Source organism: Tessaracoccus flavus, assembly GCF_001997295.1.
GTDB lineage: Bacteria > Actinomycetota > Actinomycetes > Propionibacteriales > Propionibacteriaceae > Arachnia > Arachnia flava.
In genome coordinates this window covers 2,959,553-2,980,865 of sequence record NZ_CP019605.1, presented here as the reverse complement: position 1 = coordinate 2,980,865, position 21,313 = coordinate 2,959,553, and the positions used below count along the sequence as shown (strand labels likewise).

General features: G+C 68.4%; 18 protein-coding genes and 1 tRNA gene. 7 read left to right on the top strand and 12 right to left on the bottom strand.

The annotated features are described in order from the left end of the window. Positions 1-72: 72 nt before the first annotated feature. Complete coding sequence (locus RPIT_RS13650) at positions 73-975, bottom strand: rhomboid family intramembrane serine protease (RefSeq protein ID WP_143028287.1); 903 nt, start codon at positions 973-975, stop codon at positions 73-75. Between the two features lie 9 nt (positions 976-984). After that, on the bottom strand, positions 985-1,182 hold the full coding sequence (locus RPIT_RS13645; RefSeq protein WP_077343944.1) for a DUF6767 domain-containing protein: 198 nt from the start codon (positions 1,180-1,182) through the stop codon (positions 985-987). Positions 1,183-1,278: 96 nt separating this feature from the next. Between RPIT_RS13645 and RPIT_RS13640 the strand changes: the two genes are divergently transcribed. Next, positions 1,279-2,511 (top strand): YibE/F family protein, encoded by a 1,233-nt coding sequence (locus RPIT_RS13640; protein ID WP_093665066.1) that lies wholly within the window; start codon positions 1,279-1,281, stop codon positions 2,509-2,511. Positions 2,512-3,188: 677 nt separating this feature from the next. Here the strand turns inward: RPIT_RS13640 and RPIT_RS13635 are convergent. Genes RPIT_RS13635 through RPIT_RS13625 form a run of 3 tightly spaced genes read right to left on the bottom strand, consistent with a single transcriptional unit; the run spans position 3,189 to position 5,961 of the window. After that, positions 3,189-3,749 (bottom strand): NifU family protein, encoded by a 561-nt coding sequence (locus RPIT_RS13635; protein ID WP_077343942.1) that lies wholly within the window; start codon positions 3,747-3,749, stop codon positions 3,189-3,191. Next, positions 3,746-5,674, bottom strand: a complete 1,929-nt coding sequence (feoB, locus tag RPIT_RS13630; protein WP_077343941.1) for a ferrous iron transporter B — start codon at positions 5,672-5,674, stop codon at positions 3,746-3,748. Before feoB ends, RPIT_RS13635 begins: the two co-directional genes overlap by 4 nt. Beyond that, entirely contained in the window at positions 5,671-5,961 is a 291-nt protein-coding gene (locus RPIT_RS13625) for a FeoA family protein (protein ID WP_077343940.1), read from the bottom strand. The genes feoB and RPIT_RS13625 overlap by 4 nt, the downstream gene beginning before the upstream one ends. Positions 5,962-6,065: 104 nt before the next feature. Between RPIT_RS13625 and RPIT_RS13620 the strand changes: the two genes are divergently transcribed. Next, positions 6,066-6,809, top strand: coding sequence for an SIR2 family NAD-dependent protein deacylase (locus RPIT_RS13620; RefSeq protein WP_077343939.1), 744 nt, complete (start codon positions 6,066-6,068; stop codon positions 6,807-6,809). After that, complete coding sequence (locus RPIT_RS13615; protein ID WP_226996272.1) at positions 6,806-7,183, top strand: MGMT family protein; 378 nt, start codon at positions 6,806-6,808, stop codon at positions 7,181-7,183. Before RPIT_RS13620 ends, RPIT_RS13615 begins: the two co-directional genes overlap by 4 nt. 631 nt (positions 7,184-7,814) lie before the next feature. Here the strand turns inward: RPIT_RS13615 and lgt are convergent. Beyond that, positions 7,815-8,810 carry a prolipoprotein diacylglyceryl transferase gene (gene lgt, locus RPIT_RS13610; protein ID WP_077343938.1) on the bottom strand — a complete coding sequence of 332 codons (996 nt, stop codon included), beginning with the start codon at positions 8,808-8,810 and terminating at the stop codon, positions 7,815-7,817. 73 nt (positions 8,811-8,883) lie between these two features. On the opposite strand from lgt, the gene RPIT_RS13605 reads away from it, so the two are divergent. Then, positions 8,884-9,180: a hypothetical protein gene (locus tag RPIT_RS13605; protein ID WP_077343937.1), complete on the top strand. Its 297-nt coding sequence runs from the start codon at positions 8,884-8,886 to the stop codon at positions 9,178-9,180. Between the two features lie 7 nt (positions 9,181-9,187). On the opposite strand, the gene nhaA is transcribed toward RPIT_RS13605, so the two are convergent. After that, positions 9,188-10,471, bottom strand: a complete 1,284-nt coding sequence (nhaA, locus tag RPIT_RS13600; RefSeq protein WP_077343936.1) for a Na+/H+ antiporter NhaA — start codon at positions 10,469-10,471, stop codon at positions 9,188-9,190. Between the two features lie 194 nt (positions 10,472-10,665). Here nhaA and RPIT_RS13595 point away from each other — a divergent pair, with 194 nt between their 5' ends. From RPIT_RS13595 to RPIT_RS13585, 3 genes are all read left to right on the top strand, one after another. Beyond that, positions 10,666-11,289, top strand: coding sequence for a phosphatase PAP2 family protein (locus RPIT_RS13595; protein WP_143028288.1), 624 nt, complete (start codon positions 10,666-10,668; stop codon positions 11,287-11,289). 38 nt (positions 11,290-11,327) lie between these two features. Next, positions 11,328-12,194: a 2-oxo acid dehydrogenase subunit E2 gene (locus tag RPIT_RS13590; RefSeq protein WP_077343934.1), complete on the top strand. Its 867-nt coding sequence runs from the start codon at positions 11,328-11,330 to the stop codon at positions 12,192-12,194. 229 nt (positions 12,195-12,423) lie between these two features. After that, positions 12,424-13,509, top strand: a complete 1,086-nt coding sequence (locus tag RPIT_RS13585; protein ID WP_218121637.1) for a Fic family protein — start codon at positions 12,424-12,426, stop codon at positions 13,507-13,509. Positions 13,510-13,600: 91 nt separating this feature from the next. Here RPIT_RS13585 and RPIT_RS13580 read toward each other — a convergent pair. The 5 genes from RPIT_RS13580 to RPIT_RS15980 form a co-directional block, all read right to left on the bottom strand. After that, positions 13,601-13,674, bottom strand: a tRNA-Ile gene (locus RPIT_RS13580). Between the two features lie 76 nt (positions 13,675-13,750). Then, on the bottom strand, positions 13,751-14,668 hold the full coding sequence (locus RPIT_RS13575; protein ID WP_077343933.1) for a DUF3566 domain-containing protein: 918 nt from the start codon (positions 14,666-14,668) through the stop codon (positions 13,751-13,753). Further along, on the bottom strand, positions 14,661-17,279 hold the full coding sequence (gene gyrA, locus RPIT_RS13570) for a DNA gyrase subunit A (protein WP_077343932.1): 2,619 nt from the start codon (positions 17,277-17,279) through the stop codon (positions 14,661-14,663). The genes RPIT_RS13575 and gyrA overlap by 8 nt, the downstream gene beginning before the upstream one ends. 152 nt (positions 17,280-17,431) lie before the next feature. Next, the gene (gene gyrB, locus RPIT_RS13565; RefSeq protein ID WP_077343931.1) at positions 17,432-19,489 is read right to left on the bottom strand and encodes a DNA topoisomerase (ATP-hydrolyzing) subunit B; all 2,058 of its coding nucleotides are present in this window, start codon (positions 19,487-19,489) and stop codon (positions 17,432-17,434) included. A 346-nt stretch (positions 19,490-19,835) separates the two neighbouring features. Continuing rightward, positions 19,836-21,260 carry a M23 family metallopeptidase gene (locus RPIT_RS15980; RefSeq protein ID WP_143028291.1) on the bottom strand — a complete coding sequence of 475 codons (1,425 nt, stop codon included), beginning with the start codon at positions 21,258-21,260 and terminating at the stop codon, positions 19,836-19,838. Between the last annotated feature and the right edge of the window lie 53 nt (positions 21,261-21,313).

Here is a 21,313-nt window from a genome sequence, read left to right as displayed (position 1 = left end):
AGATTTGACGGCTTCGCTGCGACACGCCGGATCGGGTGCCAGTGACAACCTGTGATCGCGTGTCGGAAGTGCTCAGACGAGCTGCAGGGCCCGCCACGCGATGAGCGCCAGGAACGCGACCGCCACCAGCGCGATGAGTGGCCACTGGAGGGTCGCACGGCGCTCCCGGGGCAGGTACAGCAGGATGGCCGCGACGGCGAGCCCACCCAGGAGACCGCCGAGGTGACCCTGCCACGAGATGCCCGACCAGGTGAAGGACAGCACGACGTTCAGCCCCAGCCACGTCAGGATGCCGCGCACGTCACCCTTGTGCTTCATGGCCAGCAGCAGCATGGCGCCCATGAGTCCGTAGACGGCTCCGGAGGCGCCCATCGTCGAGGTGTACCACTCCGAGAACAGCATGACGCCCGCCGCCCCGCCGAGGGCCGCGACGAAGTACAGCGCCAGGTAGCGCGCGCGGCCGAGGATCTGCTCGATCTGAGGGCCGAGCAGATAGATGATCAGCATGTTGAAGCCGATGTGCAGGAACTGCGAGTGCGTGAACGCCGACGTGATGAGCTGCCACGGGGCGCCCGAGGCCACTCCCGGCACCCAGGTGCCTCCATTCGCAGCGCAGGATGCCGCCGCCGGCAGATCCAGCCAGGCGTCGCCCGCTTCGCAGCGGCCCAGCGGCGTCAGCGAGAACCAGTTGAACACCGTCCCCCACGTGCCGCCCGTGGCGAGCACCGCGAGGAACACGGCGACGCTCATGCCGATGAGGACAACCGAGGTGGCCTTCGGGTTGTCGACCCGGGTGCCGCCGTACGGGAGGCTGCGCTGCCGGGTCTGCTTGAGGCCCTCGCTCACGCAGTCGGGGCACTGGAACCCGACGGATCCGGGCACCATGCACTGGGGGCAGATCGGACGATCGCAGCGCTGACAGGTGATGCGGGTCGGCTGATTGGGGTGCCGGTAACAGGCGCGGGCGTCGTCCATGCGCCGAGCCTACCGATCGGCTGCAACCCGCTTCGACTGGGCGAAGGCCTCGCGCGCCTCCGGGTCGTCCATGATGAGGTAGACCAGCCCGCAGTCCTGCGGACCGGTGACGCACGCCTGGCACAGCGTGCAAGGCTCACCCGGCCGGAGCGGACACTTGGCGTCCGGTCGTCGTCGGCGGGTAGTTGTCACTTTCGCGGTACTCATGGTTGGTTCCAGGGTACCCCTGGGGGGATGGGCTCCTGCGGGCGCCCCCTGGGCCGCGTCGCTCCGCATCGGGCAGCGGCCGGTATGTTTGCGCCCATGGGTCACGGGCATTCCCACGGCAGTACGAGCGTCGTCGAGGTCGGGCAGCGCGCCCGGAACCTCCTGGTCGGCTTCCTCGCCGTCGTCGGGGTACTCGCCGTCGCGGGCCTCATCTGGCTCTGGCCGACGGGCGCGGAGGTCGACGGCGCGCTCAACCGGATCGGCGATCCGCCGGGCGTCACCTACGAGGACGCGACGATCACCGCGATCGCGGCCGGCTGCACGTCGGTCGAGGCGCCCGGTGGCGATCTCACCTGCGAGACGGCGACGGTTGAACTCGACAGCGGATCCGAGGCGGGGCAGGCGGCTGACATTGAGCTGATCGGTCCGCAGGTCCATCACGGGCTGCGGGCGGGCGACTCGATCGAGGTGATGCGGCTCCCCACCCCCGACGGCGTCCACTACTCCTTCAGCGGCATCAACCGCCTGCCCGTGCTGCTCACCATGCTCGCGCTGTTCGTCGTGGCGGTGGTGGCGGTGGCGCGCTGGCGCGGGCTGATGGCGCTGGTGGGCCTCGCCGTCGCCGGCTATGTGCTGCTGGGCTTCATGCTGCCGGCCATCATCGTCGGCAAGCCCGGAATGGCCGTCGCGCTGGCCGGCTCGACGGCGATCATGTTCATCGTCTTGTACGTGGCCCACGGCATCTCGCTGCGGACGTCGGCCGCACTGGCCGGGACCCTGCTGGGACTGGCGGTGACGACTGCGCTCGGCGCGATCGCCGTCGGGGCGGCCCGGCTCTCGGGGTTCGCGGAGGAGAACGAGTACGACCTTGCCCAGCTCGCCCCCGGCATCGACTTCCAGGAGCTGCTGATGGTGGGCATCATCATCGGCGGCCTGGGCGTGCTCAACGACGTGACGATCACGCAGGCCTCCGCCGTCTGGGAACTGCGGGCCGCCGCGCCTGAGTGGACTCGGCGTCGCGTCTTCATGTCGGGGATGCGGATCGGGCGCGACCACATCGCGTCGACGATCTACACGATCGTCTTCGCCTACGCCGGGTCGGCGCTGGCCGTGCTGCTGCTCCTCTACTTCACCAACCGCGAGGCGATCGACCTCTTCGGGCTGGAACTCTTCGCCGGTGAGAGCGTGCGGACGCTGGCGTCGGCGATCGGGCTGATCCTGTCGGTGCCGATCACCACCGGGATCGCGGCCATCACTGTCGGTCCCGGCAGGCCGGTCCCGGAGACCCCCCGCCACGCCGACCCCGTCGCCCCCGACCCTGCCCCCTGATCCCTGAGCTTGCTCCTCGTTCCCTGAGCTTGTCGACCGTGGTCCCTGAGCTTGTCGAAGGGTTACGGCCGTGCGTGTGGTCACCGCCCTGCGGTCGGGTGGTGCCCCGCAGTCCCGACACAACAGGTGGTGGATGGTTTCACCCTGAGAAAACGTCCCGCTAGTTCGATATAGGCCTTGGCACATCGAATCTTCAGGACGAACGCCGTCGCTCAGCTCGTTGCGCTCTGCCAGCCGAGGCGCCAGGCGCGAAACGCCAACGGTCAGCGGGAAACGCCAACGGCCAGTCCGAAACGCCAACCGAGCGACGCACTCGCCAACTGACAAGGCGAAACGCCAACCCCCCTCAGCGATGCCCGCGATATCTCGGGGGCGTCGCTGGTTCTCGGGGGCGAGCAGCCATCTTCGTTGGCGTTGCGACGACCCGGTTGGCGTTCCGCGGAAACGGTTGGCGTTTCGGTCGGGTCAGTTCGCTGCACTTGTCGAAGGGTTACGGCCCTCACTGTGGTCGCCGCCCTGGTGGTCAGGGACCGACTCGACTCCCGGTCCCTGAGCTTGTCGAAGGGTAACGGCCTCAACTGTGGTCACCGCCCTGTGGTCAGGGGCGGCGGTAGCCAAGGGGTCGTTACCCTTCGACGGACGGGCTGCTCGCTGCGCTCGCCGGCCCTGCTCAGGGATCAGCGACCGCGGCCGGGGATGGGGAGACCGAGCCATCCCCGCGAATGGTGCTCACCGCCGACCCGCTTGACCTCGACGAGCGACGGATAGCGCTCGCGCACCGTCTTCTCGATGCGGTCGTGCAGCGTCGAACCCGCCGCCGGGCAGTCCTCGCAGGCGCCGCCGAAGTCGAGCACCAGCGTCGTCGCCGTCGCCGTACTCACCGTGATGTGACCGCCGTGGCTAGAGACGTAGCCTGCCAGCTCGCCTTCCAGCACTTCGCGCGCGATGAGCCCCAGCAGCTCCGGCGACTCCTCGATCTCCCACCCCTCCAGGTCGAGGGACGCGGCGACGGCGTCGCGGATCCGAGGCCCGTGCTCCGTCCACGAGTGGTCCGCGGCGAGCCAGGTCCACACTCCCCCGCGCTCGACCAGCATCTTGGTGAGCACCCCGTACTCGAGCATCGGCCCGACCGTCCCGGGCGCGTGCGTCACCCGACCGACGGGGAGGTTGGTCTCGGTCACCCAGCGCACCGCCTGATGCTCACCGGGGATGGTCTGCGGATGGACGGCGCGTTTCATGCGAGGGCTCCTACGAGGGCTTGAGCGATCCAGGCCATCACCCACGCGGTGACGCCCAGATAGGCAAAGGCGATGAGCGGCCAGCGCCAGGTGCCGGTCTCCCGGCGCATGACGGCGAGCGTGGACATGCACTGCAGCGCATAGACGAAGAAGACGAGCAACGCCGCGATCGTCGGTGGGGTGAAGACCCGTTCACCGGCCCGGGGCCCGTCCTGATGGGTCATCGACGCCAGCACGTCACCAGGGTTATCGGGATCCGACGCGGAGGCCACCTGACCCAGCGTGGACACGAACACCTCGCGGGCGGCGAGCGAGGAGATGACGCCGACGTTGACCCGCCAGTCGAACCCCAGCGGTTCGAACACCGGCCCGACGGCTCGGCCCACGTCAGCCGCGACAGAGTTGTCGAGCACGTACGCAGCCACCGCCACCTCGTCGGCCGGATTCACGCCGGCGGCCTGCAGCTCCGCCTCCCCGCGTAGCGGAAGGTTGAGCAGTGCCCACAGCACGATTGTCGCGAGCAGGATGATCGAGGTCACCTTGCGCAGAAACGCGCGGCAGGCGTCCCACACTGAGATCAGAACGGTGCGGAGCCTGGGCCAGCGGTAGGACGGCATCTCCATGTAGAACGGCAGCCCGGCGGCCGAGCGACCGATCACCCGCTTGAAGAACCACGCCGACGTCATCGCCGACGCAGCCCCGAGCACGTAGAGGCCGAAGAGGATCGCGCCCTGCGCGCTGACCGGGCCCCACCCCATCGACGGCGGCACCAGCATGCCAATGAGCAGCACGTACACCGGCAGCCGGGCCGAGCACGTCATGAGCGGCGCGGCCATCATCGTCGCTATGCGGTCGCGCGCCGACGGCAGCGTGCGGGTGGCCATGATCCCCGGGATCGCACAGGCCATCGAGCTCAGCAGCGCGACGAAGGCGCGCCCCTCCAGCCCCGCCGTCGCCATGATGCGGTCCATCAGATACGCGGCGCGTGAGAGGTAGCCCGACCCTTCAAGCAGCGAAATGAGGACGAAGAGCAGGGCGATCTGCGGGAGGAAGACGAGCACTCCCCCGACGCCGGCGAGCAGCGCGTCCGCCACCAGACTCGCCAGCCACCGCACGGGGATCGACTCGCGGGCGAGGTCACCCAGCCAGGCGAAGCCCGCCTCGATCCACCCCTGCAGCGGGGCCGCGACGACGAAGATCGTCTGGAAGAACAGGAACATGGTGAGGAAGAAGATCAGCGTTCCCCACACCGGGTGCAGGAGCACGCCGTCGAGGCGCCCGGTGCGCGAATCGGGGTCGGGCGCGGTGAAGTGGGCCGAGCGGAGGACGGACTTCGCCCACCCCGTGACCTCCTCGGGGTCGGTCGGGGGCACCAGCGGAGGGGCCGGCCACGAGCCGGGATCGACGATCAACTCGCGTAACGCCTCGACGCCACGGCGTTCGCCCGCCACGACCGGGAGCACCGTCAGGCCGAGCGCGCGGGACAGGGCCGACGCGTCGACTCGCCCCCCGCGCCGCACCAGCTCGTCGACGAACGTGAGGACCACGGCCGTCGGGAGCCCGGCCTGCTGCACCTGGGCGAGGAAGCCGAGGCCGCGGCGGAGGTTCGTGGCGTCGACGACGACGAGCAGCCCGGCGAGCTGGTCGGCCTCCTGCAGGACGGCCGCCACCACCTCCTCGTCGGGGCTGATCGGGTCCAGCGAATAGGTACCCGGGAGGTCCTCGACGACGACGGGCCCCGCGTCGGTCTCGACGACCCCCTCGTACCGCGCGACCGTGACGCCCGGATAGTTGCCCGTCTTGGCCCGCAGCCCCGTCAGGCCGTTGAAAAGCGTTGTCTTGCCCGCGTTGGGGCTGCCGACGAGGGCGATTCGAGGCGCACCGACCGGCGTCGGGGCGGGCGCGGGCGCGTGGTGGTGGGTCATCCCTGCACCAGAATCCGCTTCGCCTCCGCCCGCCTCAGGACGAGTTCGATGCCGCCCACGCGGAACATCAGCGGATCCCCCAGCGGGGCCTGGCGCAAGCGGACCACGTCCTCACCGGGGGTGAAGCCGAGGTCGAAGAGCCGTCGGCATACCGCGTCGTCAGCGTCGAAGCACACGATGCTGGCCGATTCGCCGATCGGCAGCGCGTCGAGCGTGCGGGTGGACTGCTCCACCAGCGCCTTCGCCGTCGAGCAACGACGGCTCGCGAACCTCTCGACCAGATTCATGCATTTAGGTTACTGCCAGCTTTCGTTAACTCCGGCACCGGGTCCGGCAAGCGCTTTCGGCCGGAATGCGAGCGTGATTTTCGGGTCCAAGGCAGGATGGAGGTATGGCCGATGTCACCTCCCTCGCCGACGCCGCCCGCATCGTCGTCCTGAGCGGCGCCGGCCTGTCGACCGCTGCGGGGATCCCCGACTTCCGCGGTCCCGAGGGGCTGTGGACCCGCGACCCGTACGCGGAGCTGGTCTCCACCCTGTCCTGGTACCTCCGCGACGACGACGTGCGCAAGGCAGCCTGGCGCCGTCGCGCCGACCCCGCGATGTGGGCGGCGGAGCCCACGCGTGCGCACCGGGCCATCGTCGAGCTCGAGCGGCAGGGCAGGCTGCGCGCCATCGTCACGCAGAACACCGACGGCCTCCACCAGTTGGCCGGCAACGACCCCGCACTCGTCCACGAGGTCCACGGGTCGGCGCGCACCTGGCGCTGCGAGATGTGCGGGAAGACAGGCCCGATGCGCGAGATGGTCGACCGCGTGCAAGGCGGCGACGAGGACCCCCGCTGCCCGGACTGCGGAGGTATCACCCGAGCCACCGTCATCCTGTTCGAGGAGGTGTTGGACACCGACGTGCTGCAGGCGGCGCTGGACGCTGTGGAGGACTGCGACGCGATCGTCGCGGTCGGGACGACCCTGGGGGTCTACCCGGTTGCGGCCCTGTTCCCCCTCGCGCTGGAGCGCGGCGCCTTCGGGGTGATCGTCAACGCCTCCGAAACGCCCTTCGACGCGGACGCAGATCAGGTCGTTCGCGGCCAGCTCGACGACGTGCTCCCCGGGTTGTTGGGGGTGGCGGAGTGAGTATTTTCGACGACGACTGGGTCCTCCAGCCGAGCGGGCCGACGGAGGCCGAGCTCACTGTCGAGCGGGTCCTGCGCGCCGTCGAACAGGTGCCGAGAGGACGGGTGGTCGCGTACTCCGACATCGCGACGGTGGTTGGCACGTCGCCGCGACGGGTTGGCTCGATCATGGCCGGACACGGCGGTGAGGTGGCTTGGTGGCGGGTGACCAACCGCGACGGTGCCCTCCCCGCCCATCTCCTCGAGTTGGCGAAGAAGCACTGGCAGCGCGAAGGCATCGAGGCCGACGAGACCCGGTGCCGGATCAACCGCCACCGCGCGGATCTCGATGATCTTGCCTTGGGATACCAGAAGGCGGTTCGGGACCTCGGTTGACCCCTGAGCAGTGACGAGCGCTCACGTCGAATCGGTCCCTGAGCAGGGCCGGCGAGCGCAGCGAGCAGCCCGTCCGTCGAAGGGTGGTCCCTGAGCAGCTCGCGAGGAACGAGCGAGCGTCCGTCGAATCGCTCCCTGAGCAGGGCCAGCGAGCGCAGCGAGCAGCCCGTCCGTCGAAGGGTAACGACCTCGACGTCCACCACCGCCCCCGACCACAAGGACGGCCACCACAGCCACGGGCGCAACCCTTCGACAAGCTCAGGGACCACGGACGACAAGCTCAGGGATCACGGACGACTCGCTCAGGGACCCGGTTCTCCACACTTGTCCACACCTGGGGTGTGGACAACCCTCCTTGGCCGACTCTGGGATCGCTCAACACCGCAGGTCACTTGGGAGGCGCCCCGCGCGCACACCACCTCAGCGATGTGATGCACGATGCCGTCCGCTGAGCGACGATCAAGACCACGGCGGACGCCTCACGGACAGCCGCCTCAGAACTTTCCACCGGCTTGTCCACAGGCTTGGAGAATTCGAACACAGGTCTTCTCCTGCTTGTCAGACGCTTTTGCGACGGCGTGGCGAAAAGTTGTCCCCCGTCGCTTTTCACAGCTGTGGACAACTCTGCGAGTCAGTTCTTCGCCGGCCCGTCCCTGTCATCAGCTAGATCCGCCCGGTCTCCGACCGCGCTGGCACCTCCCGACGTCGGGAGCGCATCGGCACCGGGGGCGGGCTCGGGTTCGAAGGAGTCGTCGCCAACCAGGTCGGATGAGTTATCCACCCTATTGTCCACAGCCTCGACGTCGCTCACCGCCCGCGCCCGCGCCCAGGACCACAGAGCGATGCCCGCGACGATCATCGGGAGCGACAACCACTGGCCCATGCTGAACCCCAGACCGAGGAGGCCCAGGTGCGCGTCGGGCTCGCGCCAGAACTCCGCGATGAACCGGAACAGCCCGTAGCCGATGAGGAACGCGCCCGAGACCTGTCCGCGGAATCGGGGCTTGCTGGCGTACCACCACAGCAGCACGAACAGCAGGAGTCCTTCGAGCAGCATCTGGTACAGCTGCGAGGGGTGACGTGGGACGTCGCCGCCGGTCGGGAAGATGAACGCCCACGGAAGGTCCGCCGAGGCCTCTCGGCCCCAGAGTTCGCCGTTGATGAAGTTGCCGAACCGGCCGAGCGCGAGCCCGATCGGTACGGCCGGCACGAGGAAGTCGGTGACCTGGAGGAAAGGCCGCTTCCTGACGGCTGCATAGACGGCCAGCCCCAGGATGACGCCGATGGCCCCGCCGTGGAAGCTCATGCCCCCGTCACGGATGCCGGTGATGATCTCCAAGGGGTTCGACAGGTAGTAGCCCGGCTTGTAAAACAGCGTGTAGCCGACACGCCCGCCGATCAGCACGCCCGCGATGGCGTAGAGGAGGATGTCCTCGATGTCGTCCTTGTGCCACGCCTTCGGCTCCGAGATCGACCGGTAGGGCTCGTGCTTCAGCCGACGGCGCATCAGCAGGTAGGCCAGAGCGAAAGCCAGCAGGTACATCAGCGCGTACCAGTGGATACCCAGGCCGAAAATGCTGAACGCGACCGGGTCGATGTCAGGAAACGTAATGGCGAGCGGCGTCACACGCAAAGCTTCCCACACCACTCAACCGCTGAGGTGTTCGAAAAATGTCAGAGGTCCCCGAGAGCCTTGCTGCATGAAGACACTCAGCTCAGACACCGGCGTCGCGGACCTCATCGCCGTCTACTCCATGCGGGAACTTCTGCTGCGCCGACGACGCCATCTAACGGTACGGATCGCGAGCACGCATCCGGAGCTCACCATCGCCACGCCCAGGGGCGACATCGCGCTCGAACTGACAGGCGGACAGTGGCTGATCACTGGACCGTCGGGACGGGGGGTGCTCGTGGAGCAGGACCCCGGCGAGTGCGCGAGCGCAGTGGTGGCTCTCGTGGATGCCACCACCGCGCCACGCCTCGACGCCACCGGCTAGCTGTGGATCAGTCGTCGGCCCAGTTCTCGTCGCCGGTGATCGGCGCGGTGTCGACGTCGGGCAGACCGTCCTCGTTCATGTCCCGGCTTCGCGCACGGCTGGCCGACCAGCGAAGCGACAGGGCGGCGAGGGTGGCCGCGATGATCGTGCCCAGGAGTACAGCGATCCGTGCGCCGTCGGACTGGTCGGAGCCCGCGGGGTACGACAGCTCGGCGATGAGGAGCGAAACGGTGAAGCCGATGCCTGTGAGGAACCCGATGGGCATGAGGTCGCGCAGACCGATCGCGTCCGGCAGGCGCAGCGGCGTCAGGCGGGTGACGAGCGCGGTGGTGCCCATCACGCCGACGAGCTTGCCGACCACCAGCCCACCGGTGATGGCGAGCACGACGGGCTGGCCGAGCACGGCGAGTGGGCCGTCTCCGCCGACGAGGGTGACGCCGGCGGAGAAGAACGCGAACACCGGCAGCGCGATGCCGTTGGAGAACGGGGCGACTTTCTCGACGTAGTCGTGCGTACGAGCGTGATGCTCGCCGTGGATCGCCACGGCAGGCACGACGAAGCCGAGCAGGACGCCGGCGATGGTCGCGTGAACGCCGGAGGCGTGCATGGCGGCCCAAGCGACCAGGGCGATGGGGATGAGGATCCACCAGCGGGCGCGACGCGTGCGCACCACGAACGCGAAGGCGGCGACGGCCGCGAGCGACACGCCTAGCCAGAGCCCGTGAATTGCGGCGGTGTAGAAGACGGCGATGATGATGATGGCCAATAGATCGTCGACGACGGCGAGCGTGAGCAGGAACAGACGCAGCGCCTTGGGTAGGCCCTTACCGAAGATAGCCAGCACAGCCACGGCGAACGCGATGTCCGTGGCGGTCGGGATCGCCCATCCGTGGAGCGCCTCGGTGGCGCCGAACGCGACCACCACCCCGACGAAAATGATGGCGGGCATGATCATGCCGCCGACCGCGGCCAGGATCGGGACAGCCGCGAGGCGCAGCGACCGCAGCGAGCCGGCGACGAACTCGTGCTTGAGTTCGAGGCCGACGGTGAAGAAGAAGATCGCCAGAAGCCCATCCGCGGCCCACTTGGCCAGCGAGAGATCCAGGTGCAGGGATTCAGGCCCGACAACGGTCTCGGACAGGGCGGTGTAGGCCTCCCGCCAGGGGGTGTTGGCCCAGATGAGGCCGATCGCGGCCGCGACGATCAGCAGGATGCCGGCGGTGGTGTCGCGCAGCACCCACTCGCGCAGGCGCGTCCCGAATCCGGGCTCGCGGGTATCAAAGGTGGTCATGGGTCTCCCAACGGTAGTAGCGGGACGTCGGGGAGCAGACTCCCCAGGCCGGTTGTCGACGAACGCCGTCGACCAGACTTCCCGACACACCGGGCCGTCATTTTACTCGGGGCGCAGAGGTGTTCCGAATGGCGTGACCACGACGGACGTTCGGGTGCCGCACAGTGGCGAACCTGGTGGTGCACACTGTGGCCATGGAGCAACCACTGGTTCCCAACGCTCCCTCTCCCGTAGGGGCCTGGGCAACCGCTGCCGGCCTCGGCGCTCTCGCCGTCGTCGCCACGTGGCTCGCCAACCGGGTGATCGTGGGATCTTTCGCCGACGCGCCCAGACCCGAGGATCTTCTGTTCGAGGCGCTCCCCTACGTTCGTGGCGCCCGCTGGCTCACCGTCGTAGCGCTGGTGGGAGGCCTCGGAGCGTTCCTCTGGGTGACCCTGCGCTCCTCGCCGTCGCGGATCCCGGCGGTGGGTGCGCGGATCGCGGTGATGTACCTGATCCGGGCCCTCCTCATCGTCCTGACGCCGCTGGCGCCGGCGCACGGCGAGGGGATCTTCGTCTTCCCGCAGCCGCAGTTCGGCATGTTCCCCTCCGGGCACACGGCCCTGGCAGCCATGCTGGCGCTGCTGGCCCCCGCCGATAGGCCCTGGCTGCGGTGGTTCGAGTGGGCGATGGTCGGGGTCATGATCGCTGGCCTTCTCCTGGCGCGGGGGCATTATTCAATCGACATCGCGGGCGGCCTGCTCCTGGCCTACTTCGTGGCGACCGTGCGGACTCGCGGCGGATCTTCCCGCCGGGGGGCCTCGCCGACCTTAGGTTAGACACGGCGATCGAGGACGATCGTCAGGAAGGGGAGGTCATGGTCTCCATCGGGGCGCGCGCATTCAGGGGCCGGCGCGACGGCCGCCTGATCGACGACCTACCCTCCACCCGCCGCGTGGTCCCGCACCTCATGCCCACCCGGCTCGACGCCATCGTCTACTACCCACAGCACCTCGAGGTCGACGTCGTGATGGACTGGCTGGATGAGGTGAACCGGGACCGCCCGGCAGAGGAGCGCATCCGTTTCTTCCACGTGATGCTCGCAGCCCTGGCCCGTCTGTTCCACCAGCGCCCGGAGCTCAACCGGTTCATTTCGGGGCGCCGTACCTACGAGCACCGCGACATCTCCTTCGCGTTCACCGTCAAGAAGGCACTGACCGACGAGGCCGACGAGGTGCAGGCGCGGATCACATTCAGCGGCGTCGACACGGTCGACGAGGTGCGCCTGATGGTGGACGCGGCGCTGGAGCGGGCCCGCAACCACACCCGCAACGAGAGTGACATCCTGGTGTCGCGCCTCGTCAAACTCCCCGGACCGCTGCTCGCCGCGGTGGCGCAGACAGTCTGGGCGCTCGATTCCGTCAACCGGCTACCGAAGATGCTGCAGGACGCCATCCCCACCTACGCCAGCGCGTACCTGGTGAACATGGGCTCCCTCAACGCCGAGGCCCCGTTCCACCACCTCTACCGACGAGGGACCGCCGGCGTGTTCGTCTCCATCGGCACCATCCGTCCCGAGCCGGTGGTCGACGCCGACGGCGAGATCGTCGCACGGCGTCGGGTCGATGTGGTCTACACGGTCGACGAGCGCGTGACCGACGGCTTCTACCTGGTGCGCTCATCGCACATCCTGCAACAGATGCTCAACGAGCCGGCGCTTCTCAATCAGCCCACCCGGCGGTAAGCGAGTCGGCAAACGTTACGCAGGAACACCTTTAGATAAGGATGTAACATTATGCTTATCTAATAAATCCGTTGGCATAAGGATTGATGTGACACAGACGGAAGGGCTGAGGCTCTCCTGGGACAACGTGGTACGGGCGCCGACAGTCCCCGCCTCGCCGACCGACCGCTCGCGTCTATCCGTCGTCGGAAAGCCTTACCGGGCGGCGGTGCCCGCGGCCATAAAGCGTATGCAGTTCAACATCATGCCGGACGTGGCCGCCCTGGCGGACGATGCACGGGCGGCGATCACTCGGTTCGATGCTGAGCTTTCCGCCATGTTCGACGGGGAGTTCGCGCCGTTGTCAGCGGTACTACTGCGCACTGAGTCTGCCTCCTCCTCACAGATCGAGAACATCACAGTCAGCGCGAGGGCTCTGTCATTGGCCAACGTCGGTCTGGCCAAGTTCGGGTCTAATGCCAAGCTCGTCCAAGCCAATGTCGAAGCGATGAACCGCGCCCTCGAACTAACAGGGCCCCTCACGCCGGGCCTGATCTTGGCCGTCCACGAAGCTCTCATGCACGGTCAGGACCAAGCAGAACCGGGTCGATTCCGCAACCAGCAGGTCTGGATCGGCGGAACCGACTACTCGCCACACAGTGCGGACTTCGTCCCGCCACTTAACTCGAGGGTCCATGACTCAATCGGGGACCTCTGCGCGTTCTCCGAGCGAACCGACCTACCGCTCCTGGCGCAGGCGGCGATCGCACACGCCCAGTTCGAAACGATTCACCCGTTCAATGATGGGAACGGTCGCGCAGGCCGCGCCCTGATCCACGTCATGCTCCGCAACGGGGGAGCAAGCACCCGCACCACTGTTCCGGTATCTGCCGGCCTTCTGTCGAACATCGATGCCTACTACGAGGCGCTGACCGTCTACCGCGACGGCGACCCGAACCCGATCATCGATCAGATCAGCCGGGCTGCATTCCTCGCCGTTGACAACGGCCAGCAACTTGCCACAGACCTGAGGACGATCCACGACGGCTGGGCGACCAACCTTCGAGCCCGCAGGGACGCGGTGGCCTGGCGAGTGCTGCCGTTCCTCCTACGTCAGCCGTCGGTGACCTCCAAGTTGGTCCAAGAAACCTTCAACGTCACCCAGCCGGCAGCAGACAACGCGCTGCGCCAACTTCAGGAGGCGGGGGCCGTCTCCAAACCCAAGACCATCCACGGCGAAGGACAGAAACGCAACGTCGTCTGGCAGGCCACCGAGGTCCTCGACGCTCTCGACCGGTTCGGGGAACGAGCGCGCCGCAGTTCCAGAACCGCCTGAGCCCCATCCTCGTTCCGAGCGGACGGTAGCAGTGCTACCCCACACAGTCTCAGACACAAGAAAACCCCCAGTCACCTGGGGGTTTCTTCGGTGGGCCTAGCTGGACTTGAACCAGCGACCTCATCCTTATCAGGGATGCGCTCTAACCGCCTGAGCTATAGGCCCGTTCACCGACGCCAAACTCTAGCGCACCATGCGGTGCACCTCAAAACCGACCCGGTGTGCCCCGCCGACGCGCCGCTCAGTCCTCCGCGAGGGTTACCTCGAGGCCGCCCATGACGGTGGCTGCGAGGTTGTAGAGGAACGCCGCGAGGGTGGCCAGGGCGGTGAGAATCACCACGTCGATCGCGGCCACCACAGCAGCGAAACCGAGGATGCGGTTGAGGCTCAGGATGCCGCCGATGTCGAAGGTCGTGTCCTGGTCGCCAAGCAGGGTGTTGAGGAACTCGTTGGCCGCCTGGATGGCACCCGACCCGGCGAGGACGGACCAGACGACGAACGTCGCCACCACCAGCATGATGCCGAACGCGATCGCGAAGAGGAACGTCGTCTTCATAACCGACCAGGGGTCGAGCCGCGCGAGGCGGAGACGCGCCTTGCGGGTGCGCCGGGTCGACCGAACGGGCCTGGCCCGCTGGTCGGCCGTCGTCGCGCTGCGCGCCACTGACGCCTCAGCGACGTCGCCCGCGGCGCGCGCAGGGGTGGTCGTCGGCGGCACCGCGGTGGGGACAGCCGCCGGGACGACCGGGGGCACCGGGCGCGTCGCCCACGCCTTGGCGGCCGAGACAGCCCGCTCGGACAGCGACGGGGTGATCCGGGTCGCGTCGTCGGGGGTGCCAGGACTCGACGCCGGGGCGTCTCCCGCCCGGTAGACCGATTCGCCCGCGGTGGGCTCCGCGGCCGGACGATCACTGTCGTCGGCGCCCTCCGACACGCGTGTCTCCTCGGCGGGCTCCGCCGGGGACACTGCCGCGTGAGTTCTCGTCTCTTGGTCGTCGACGGCGGCGTGGACGGCGGTGTCGTCGTCATCGGGACGGACGGCCGTGTCGTCGTCATCAGGACGCACGGCCGTGTCGCCGTCGGCGGGCTTCCGCCATGGCGAGAAGTCCAGCCCCGGGGATCCGTTCGCCCCTGGCCAGCGCGGCGAGTTCTCACTCATCGGCGTCCTCCTCGGTTGTGCCGTCCGCCGTCACCTGATCGGTGCTGGGGTCTACGGTACCGTCTTCGGCCTCAGTGGCGTCGTCGTCCGCGCCTGCGACAACCTCTTCGAGCGCCGCCTCGGACTCCGGGTACAGCGCGATCGCGCCCACCGAATCGCCGCCCTTGATGCCGACGAACTTCACGCCCATCGTGTCTCGGCCCTTGACCGGCACCCCGGAGACAGCGGAACGCGTCACCTGACCCGACACCTTGATGGCCAGCACCTCGTCGGCCTCGCCGACGATGAGACCGCCGACCAGAGACCCGCGGTCCTCGTTGAGCCGCATCGCCTTGATGCCGAGGCCGCCGCGGCCCTGGACGCGGTACTCGTCCACCGCGGTGCGCTTGGCGTAGCCGCCGTCGGTGACGGTGAACACGAACCGGCCGGACTGGTCGTCGTCGGCGCGGAGCACCGCCATCGACAGCAATTCGTCGTCGGCGCGGAACTTCATGCCGGTCACGCCCGACGTCGCTCGGCCCATGGGCCGCAGCTGCGTGTCGTCGGCGCGGAACCGGATGGCCTGGCCCTTGCGCGAGATGAGCAGCACGTCGTCGTCCGAGCTGACGAGCCCCGCGCCGATGAGCTGATCGTCCTCGTGGCGGAAGTTGATGGCGATGACGCCGGCCTGCCGCGGCGAGTCGTAGGCGCTGAGGTCGGTCTTCTTGACCAGGCCCTTCTTCGTGGCCAGCAGCAGGTACTCGGCGTCCTCGTAGCTGTTGAGGGTCAGCACCTGGGCGATGCGCTCGTCGGGGAGGAAGTTCATCAGCCCCGCGACGTGGCCGCCCTTCGCGTCGCGACCCGACTCCGGCAGCTGCCAGACCTTCGAGCGGTAGACGCGGCCGAAGTTGGTGAAGAACAGGATCCACTGGTGGTTCGTGGTGGTGAAGAGGTGCTGCACCTCGTCGTCGGCCCGAAGCGACGCCCCGCGCACGCCCTTGCCGCCGCGCTTCTGCACGCGGTACTGGTCGGCGCGGGTGCGCTTGGCGTAGCCGCCGTGCGTGATGGTGACGACGACGTCCTCGTTGGGGATGAAGTCCTCCTCCGAGAAGTCGCCGTCGGCCGGAATGATCCGGGTGCGGCGCTCGTCGCCGAACTTGTCGACGATCTCCTGCAGCTCGGTCGAGATGATCGAGCGGACGCGCTCGTCGCTGCCGAGGATGTCCTTGAGGTCGGCGATCTTGGCCTCGAGCGCGGCCAGGCGATCGACGATCTTCTGGATCTCCATCGACGCGAGGCGGCGCAGCTGCTGGTCGAGGATGTTGCGGGCCTGCAGCTCGTCGATCCCGAGGAGCTCCTGCAGGCCGGTGTTCGCCTCCTCGGCGGTGCGGCTGGCGCGGATCAGCGCGATCACTTCGTCGAGCATGTTGAGGGCCTTGACCAGACCGCGGTCGAGGTGCGCGGCGCGCTCGGCCTCGTCCAGCTGGTACTGCGTGCGGCGTCGGATGACCTCGAGCTGGTGCTTGACCCACAGCGAGATGAACTGGTCGAGACGCAGGGTGCGGGGCACCTCGTCGACGATGGCCAGCATGTTGCAGCCGAAGGTGTCCTGCAGCGCGGTGTGCTTGTACAGGTTGTTCATGACGACGCGGGGCTGCGCGTCGCGCTTGAGCACGATGACGAGCCGCTGCCCGGTACGGGCGGACGTGTCGTCGCGGATGTCGGCGATGCCCGTCAGCTTGCCGGAGTTGACCAGGTCGGCGATGCGCAGCGCGAGCGCGTCCGGGTTGGTCATGTACGGCAGCTCCGTCACGACGAGGAGCTGGCGACCCTTGGAGTCCTCCTCCATGTCGATGACCGCGCGCATGACGACCGACCCGCGACCCGTGCGGTACGCCTCCTCCAGGCCCTGGCGCCCGACGATGAGGCCGCCGCCCGGGAAGTCGGGGCCCTGGATGCGCGCCATGGCGGCCTCGAGGAGCTCCTCCTTGGTCGCCTCGGGGTGGGCCAGCGCCCACTGCACGGCGTCGTTGACCTCGCGCAGGTTGTGCGTCGGGATGTTGGTGGCCATGCCCACCGCGATGCCGGTGGAGCCGTTGACGAGCAGGTTCGGGAACCGCGCCGGCAGGACCGTCGGCTCCTCCTCGCGGTTGTCGTAGTTCGGCTTGAAGTCGACCGTGTTCTGGTCGATCTCCCGGACCATCTCGACGGCGAGCGGGGCCATCTTGCACTCGGTGTACCGCATGGCCGCGGCCTTGTCGTTGCCTTGGCTGCCGAAGTTGCCCTGGCCGGACACCAGCGGCAACCGCATCGCCCACGGCTGCGCCAGGCGCACGAGGGTGTCGTAGATGGCCGAGTCGCCGTGCGGGTGATAAAGGCCCATGACCTCGCCGACCACGCGCGAGCACTTGTTCCAGCCGCGGTCGGGCCGGTAGCCGCCGTCCCACATCGCGTAGAGCACGCGACGGTGCACCGGCTTGAGGCCGTCGCGCACGTCAGGCAGCGCGCGCCCGACGATGACGCTCATCGCGTAGTCGAGGTACGAGTTCTGGATCTCGACCTGCAGGTCGATCGGGTCGACGCGCCCCAGCGCGGGTGCCTGGATCTCGTCCTTGTCGACGTCGTCAGCCATGCGTCAGTAACCTTCCGGGTGTGTGAGCGGGGAGGTCCCGCTCGCGATGCGAGCCCAAACAACGCGAGCGAAGCGAGCCTGTTGTTTGGATGATGAAGTTGTGTGAGCGGAGCGAACTCCGCGGGGGTTCACGGGGCGGAGCCCCCGAGCGTCTAGATGTCGAGGAACCGCACGTCGCGGGCGTTGCGCTGGATGAAGGTGCGCCGCTGCTCGACGTCTTCGCCCATCAGGATCGAGAACATCTGGTCGGCCATCGCCGCGTCCTCGAGCGTCACCTGCAGCAGGATCCGGTTCTCCGGGTCCATCGTGGTCTCCCACAGGTCGTCGGCGTCCATCTCACCCAGACCCTTGTAACGCTGGATGGGGTTGACCTGCGGCAGCTTCTTGCCCTCCGCCAGGCCCTTCGTCCGAAGTGCGTCGCGCTCGGTGTCGGTGTAGGCCAGCTCATGCGGAGAATTGCTCCACCGCAGGCGGAACAGCGGCGGCTGCGCGAGGTACACGTGCCCCGCGTCGATGAGCGGGCGCATGAACCGGAACAGCAGCGTCAACAGAAGCGTGCGGATGTGCGCGCCGTCGACGTCGGCGTCGGCCATGAGGACGAGCTTGTGGTAGCGCAGCTTGTCGAGGTTGAAGTCCTCCTGCATCCCGGCGCCGAGCGCGTTGATGATCGCCTCGACCTCCTTGTTGGCGAGGATGCGGTCGATGCGCGCCTTCTCGACGTTGAGGATCTTGCCGCGGATGGGCAGGATCGCCTGCGTCCTCGGGTCGCGGCCGCCGCGGGCCGAGCCGCCGGCGGAGTCGCCCTCGACGATGAAGAGCTCGCACTCCTCCGGGTTGGTCGACTGGCAGTCGACGAGCTTGCCGGGCAGGCCGGAGCCGCCGAGCAGTCCCTTCCTCGACCGGGCCATGTCGCGCGCCTTCCGGGCCGCGATCCGCGCGGCGGCGGCGGACTGCGACTTGCGGACAATCTCCTTGCCCTCGGCCGGGTTGCGCTCGAACCAGTCGCCCAGCCGGTCGTTCAGCACGCGCTGGACGAAGCTCTTGGCCTCGGTGTTGCCGAGCTTCGTCTTCGTCTGACCCTCGAACTGCGGCTCTGAGACCTTGATCGACACGATGGCGGTGAGGCCCTCGCGGATGTCGTCACCGGAGACGCGGTCCTCGCGCTTCTTGATCAGGCCCCAGGTCTCGCCCCAGCGGTTGACGGTGTTGGTCAGCGCCGCGCGGAAGCCCTCCTCGTGGGTGCCACCCTCGTGCGTGTTGATGGTGTTGGCGAAGGTGTAGACGCTGTTGGTGTACGAGGAGTTCCACTGCATCGCGATCTCCACGCCCATGCCCTGATCGGGCGCGTGCGCCTCGACGGCGATGACCGTCGGGTGGATCGTGTCCTTGCCGCTGGAGAGGTACTTGACGTAGTCGATCAGACCGTCCTCGTAGAGGAACTCGTCGTGCGCGGTGTCCACCTCGCCCTCGTCGCCCGTGGCGATCTGGCGCTCGGCGCGCAGATCGGTGACCGACAGCTTCAGACCCTTGTTGAGGAACGCCATCTCGCGGAACCGCGTGGCGAGCGTGTCGTAGTTGAAGGTGGTGGTCTCGAAGATGTCCTTCGAGGCGTAGAACTCGATCGTCGTGCCGGTCTCGTCGGTCTCCTCGAGGCGCTCGAGTTCGGTGACGGGCACGCCGAGGTGGAACGTCTGCTTCCAGCGGTAGCCGTCGCGCTTGACCTCGACGACCAGCTTCTCCGACAGCGCGTTGACGACGGACGAGCCGACGCCGTGCAGACCGCCCGACACCTTGTAGCCGCCCTCGCCGAACTTGCCGCCGGCGTGCAGCACCGTCAGCACGAGCGTGACGGTCGGGATCTTCTCGACCGGGTGTTCCTTGACCGGGATGCCGCGGCCGTTGTCCTGGACGCGCACGCCGCCGTCGTCGAGCAGTTGGATCTCGATGGAATCGCAGTATCCCGCGAGCGCCTCGTCGACGGAGTTGTCGACGATCTCGTAGACGAGGTGGTGCAGGCCGCGCTCGCCGGTGGATCCGATGTACATGCCAGGACGCTTGCGCACGGCCTCGAGGCCCTCGAGCACCGAAATCTGGTCGGCGTCGTAGCTGCCGGAGACCGTGATGTCCGCCGAATCCTCCAAGCCCTGCATCCGCTCCAGCAGGTTGAGGCTGTCGTCCTCGTTCACGTGGTCTGCCACAATGCTCCTCATAAAACAGACGCCGGATGGCCGGCGTCGTCGATCGTTCCAATTCTACCGTGGTCTGCCCAGAAATAGGGCATCGACAAGCGCCCTGATGGCATTCAAACGGCAGAAACGCCCATTTCGCGCCCCGCGCAGGGCCGCAGACGAGGTACCCCACCACGAAGCGGCTGCGGATGCGGCAGATCGCCACCCGCGGGCGCCGTGACGCCAACCGGGATGTGCACTCGCCAACGGATGGCCGGACTCGCCGCCGAGACTCAGCGACGCCCCCGACATATCGCCGGCGTCTCTGATTCTCGCGGGCGCGGGCGCATGATCGTTGGCGTTGGGGTGCTCCCGGTTGGCGTTGAGGTCAGCCTTCGGTCGACGACGGCGTCGGCGCCGGTTCCGCCGGAGCGGACGGCTCTGGCTCCGGCTCGGGGGCGGGGGGTGCGGGCGGGGTCGGCTCGTCTGCCGGGGGCGGCGGAGTGGTGGCCGTTGCGGTGCGGCTGGTCGTGGGCTGCGTCGACGGCGGGGCGGGCGGCTCTGCGGGCTCGCTCGGCGTCGGCGACGGCACAGCGGTCTCAGTCGGGCTGGGAGTGACGCTCGCCGGAGGTTCCGGGGACGAAGGCGCCGACGGCTCCGGCTCGGGCGATGCCGACGGGTTCGGGCTGGCCGACGGCGAGGCGCTGGGCGCGACTGACGGGCTGGGCTCGGGCGACGCCGACGGCTGCGGGCTCGGCACAGCGCTGGCGCTCGGGCTGGGACTGGGGCTCGGGCTGGGACTCACGCTGGGGCTCGGGCTAGGACTGGGGCTCGGGCTGGGGCGCACGCTAGGACCGATGGAGGCCGACGGCGACGCCGAAGGGGTGGCGCTGGCCGTCGTCGAGGGGCGCTGGGAGACCGGGAGCGACGACGCCGGCTCGAACTCACTCGCCGCGTCGAGATCAATGACGGCCGCCGACCCGCTCAGCCACAGCTTGGGATCGGTGAAGCGACCGTTCGCGATCACCTCGAAGTGGAGGTGGCAGCCGGTGGAGTTGCCGTTGTTGCCCACCTCCGCGATGGCCGAGAGCGCCTTGACCTGCTGGCCGACCCGCACGGCGCTGGACTGGAGGTGGTTGTACGTCGTGGTGAGCCGGTAGCCCGCGATGGTGCCGTGGTCGATCTTCACCTGGAACCCGTTGCCGCCGGCCCAGCCGACGCGGACGACCTTGCCGTCGGCAGCCGCGCCGACGGGGGTGCCGCAGGGCGCTGCCCAGTCGAGGCCGGTGTGCAGCTTCCAGACACGCAGGGTCGGGTGGAACCTCATGCCGAACCGGGAGCTCTCGCGCCCGTTGACCGGTGTGGAGAGCAGGGTGCCCGGCGCGGGCTTACCTAGGGTGTCGACGCCCGGGGCCACCTGGTCGCCTCCGCCCAGCGGCAGCTGCACGGGGAGCGCGCCCAGGATGGGCTCGATCAGCGGGGCGGGCATGGCGAAGAGGTCGAGCGGCGGCAGGTCGGCCACGGGCAGCCCGGGGAGGGGGTCGGGCGTCGGGCTTTCCACAGGTTCGAGTTCGAACCGGGACGACCCTTCCTCGCTCAGGCCGGGGGCTGATCCGTCGAGTTCTGGAGCAGTCTGACCCAATCGGACGTCAAAGGCGGCCGCCCTCTGGTCGACAGGGCGCTCAATCGGGGCGGGGGCGACGGGGATGGCCTCGAGAGCGAAGTCCGGATCGTGGCCGGTGGCGACCACGGCTCCGACGAGTGCGGTGGCGATGGCAGCGGCAGCGACGGACTTGGCTCCGCGCAGCTTCATGACGCCTCCCCCGCTGTCAGTGCTCCCTCGCACCCCCCCATACAAGCACTCTG

Bases quoted from the DNA above. Each gene is read 5' to 3' on its own strand.
- gyrB (WP_077343931.1), bottom strand. From the start codon at position 19,489: ATGAGGAGCATTGTGGCAGACCACGTGAACGAGGACGACAGCCTCAAC.
- RPIT_RS13605 (WP_077343937.1), top strand. From the start codon at position 8,884: ATGAAGACACTCAGCTCAGACACCGGCGTCGCGGACCTCATCGCCGTC.
- RPIT_RS13590 (WP_077343934.1), top strand. From the start codon at position 11,328: ATGGTCTCCATCGGGGCGCGCGCATTCAGGGGCCGGCGCGACGGCCGC.
- feoB (WP_077343941.1), bottom strand. From the start codon at position 5,674: ATGACCCACCACCACGCGCCCGCGCCCGCCCCGACGCCGGTCGGTGCG.
- RPIT_RS13620 (WP_077343939.1), top strand. From the start codon at position 6,066: ATGGCCGATGTCACCTCCCTCGCCGACGCCGCCCGCATCGTCGTCCTG.
- RPIT_RS13640 (WP_093665066.1), top strand. From the start codon at position 1,279: ATGGGTCACGGGCATTCCCACGGCAGTACGAGCGTCGTCGAGGTCGGG.
- gyrA (WP_077343932.1), bottom strand. From the start codon at position 17,279: ATGGCTGACGACGTCGACAAGGACGAGATCCAGGCACCCGCGCTGGGG.
- RPIT_RS13595 (WP_143028288.1), top strand. From the start codon at position 10,666: ATGGAGCAACCACTGGTTCCCAACGCTCCCTCTCCCGTAGGGGCCTGG.
- nhaA (WP_077343936.1), bottom strand. From the start codon at position 10,471: ATGACCACCTTTGATACCCGCGAGCCCGGATTCGGGACGCGCCTGCGC.
- RPIT_RS13625 (WP_077343940.1), bottom strand. From the start codon at position 5,961: ATGAATCTGGTCGAGAGGTTCGCGAGCCGTCGTTGCTCGACGGCGAAG.
- RPIT_RS13650 (WP_143028287.1), bottom strand. From the start codon at position 975: ATGGACGACGCCCGCGCCTGTTACCGGCACCCCAATCAGCCGACCCGC.
- RPIT_RS13575 (WP_077343933.1), bottom strand. From the start codon at position 14,668: ATGAGTGAGAACTCGCCGCGCTGGCCAGGGGCGAACGGATCCCCGGGG.
- RPIT_RS13585 (WP_218121637.1), top strand. From the start codon at position 12,424: ATGCAGTTCAACATCATGCCGGACGTGGCCGCCCTGGCGGACGATGCA.
- RPIT_RS13645 (WP_077343944.1), bottom strand. From the start codon at position 1,182: ATGAGTACCGCGAAAGTGACAACTACCCGCCGACGACGACCGGACGCC.
- RPIT_RS15980 (WP_143028291.1), bottom strand. From the start codon at position 21,260: ATGAAGCTGCGCGGAGCCAAGTCCGTCGCTGCCGCTGCCATCGCCACC.
- RPIT_RS13635 (WP_077343942.1), bottom strand. From the start codon at position 3,749: ATGAAACGCGCCGTCCATCCGCAGACCATCCCCGGTGAGCATCAGGCG.